This window comes from Prevotella conceptionensis 9403948 (assembly GCF_000312305.1).
In the GTDB taxonomy this organism is placed as follows: Bacteria; Bacteroidota; Bacteroidia; order Bacteroidales; family Bacteroidaceae; genus Prevotella; species Prevotella conceptionensis.
The window spans coordinates 1-1,634 of the sequence record NZ_HE999472.1; the positions used below are offsets into that span (position 1 = coordinate 1).

The 1,634-nt window shown below is 42.7% G+C and carries 1 protein-coding gene and 1 pseudogene; both read right to left on the reverse strand.

Going from position 1 to position 1,634, the window contains the following annotated elements; translation table 11 throughout:
• On the reverse strand, nt 1–258 hold a 258-nt coding region (locus tag BN93_RS18185), incomplete at its 3' end, for a hypothetical protein (protein WP_198007546.1).
• Nucleotides 259–868: 610 nt separating this feature from the next.
• Nucleotides 869–1,634: pseudogene (locus BN93_RS15705) on the reverse strand (RHS repeat-associated core domain-containing protein); the annotation flags it as partial.

The window sequence follows — 1,634 nt, forward strand, 5'->3', positions numbered from 1 at the left end:
CACGAGAATTACTCCCGGGTCGTATTTCTGGTTCTTCGCCAGGTCCTTCCTAACATTTCTTGAAGCACTCACAAGTACGGGCTTGTTATACATCTTTCTAAAAGGAATTACACGGAGCGTGTCTTGTGTGGAGACGTACCTTAACGTTGGTTTCCACGACATGTTTCTCCATTCCAAAGGAGCATCCGTCAGCATCTCAAAGGTCAGCTGCACCGAATCTTTCGCCAATACGTCGAACGCACCTGCAAACCAAAGCATACGGTGTAGGGCCTGCCTGCGGCCAGATCCTTCGGGCCGACGATTGCGGTGGGCCTGCCCGCGTCGTCGTAGGCATAGCGCATGCGGTTGCCATTGATGTCGCGCGTTTCCAGCGGTGCGCCCCAACGGCAGTCGTAGTCGGTGGACGAGGTGTAGCCGTAGGCGTCCTTCACGCCTGTAACAAGCTGGTGTTTAACAGTGTTTCACCACCTATGCACCGAGATGTACGTTACGCGATTGGAGAACTCATTGGTCGACAAGTTGCAAAGTTATTCTAGCCGAATCAAGACTAAGTACCAGTAGGGAAGGGTTAATTTCGTGGATTTTATATTCTGTTCCTGCTAATGATATTATTGAGTCTTCCTTTAAGCTCCAATATTCTGACCAAAATTGATCCCGTTCAGTGTATTTCGATAAATTCCCCTGTAAGTCTCGCTCTAAGATCTTCCATGTCCCATCCCTGTTAAAGTAAAAGCACATTTGTAACTTGTCTCTCGCATCAAAATTTACATACCACAATTTAGAGTCGTCTCCACAGATTAAATCTGTGAGATCTCTCTCTTCTGCGCACGAAAATGCAACCAGTGCCATGACAACCAAGGTCATCAGTCTAGAATGTGATTTCATTACCTCCATTAATGTATTGTGGAATATACTTTTCGCCATATTTATGTAAATATTTACTTGCTTTATCTATATGTTTGTAAAATAAGTTTTGCCGGTCTTTACAGAGCTTTATGAGTTCATTTTGAAGATACAACATAACATTTTTTTTATACTCCAATGTCGTCTTCTTAAACTCTGATGATTCTATTTGTCTCATAATGACTTGAACTTCTTCATCCTTATCATGGTCTTTCATGTCAAAGTGATATTTTTCGTGTCTCATTGTGCTCATCATATTAAATTTGTTATTGAGAACTTTATCGAATTTCCATCCTTTTGTAACGACACGGACAAACCTATCATTTAGTGTGTATGCCAACGTCTCAAAGTCATCGTCATTGCTGGCAGGTCCTTTAGAATCCACTCCAATTATGGCGCCACTCTGCGGAGTGCCTTGAGCGTAGGCATAATGAAAAACGATACGCATCATAGCTCTTTTTCCATCTTTCTCTCGACTAAAATTGTAATCAGATAATTTTACACCTTTATCGCCACTCATTACATAAATGTTGGGATCCTTTTGATCATCTGTCGTTTTAATGAACTTGCCGTGTTTATTAAAATAATCTGCTAGTCCTGTCTTGTCCGACCGGTTAATGGGATTATCATGACAATACGCATATCCTCCTATCTCAGGATACTTCTCCGCCAGCGGATCTACCCCATACCACAAGCTCGTCCTCGGGTTCATGTATCTCGCCCCATAGTAA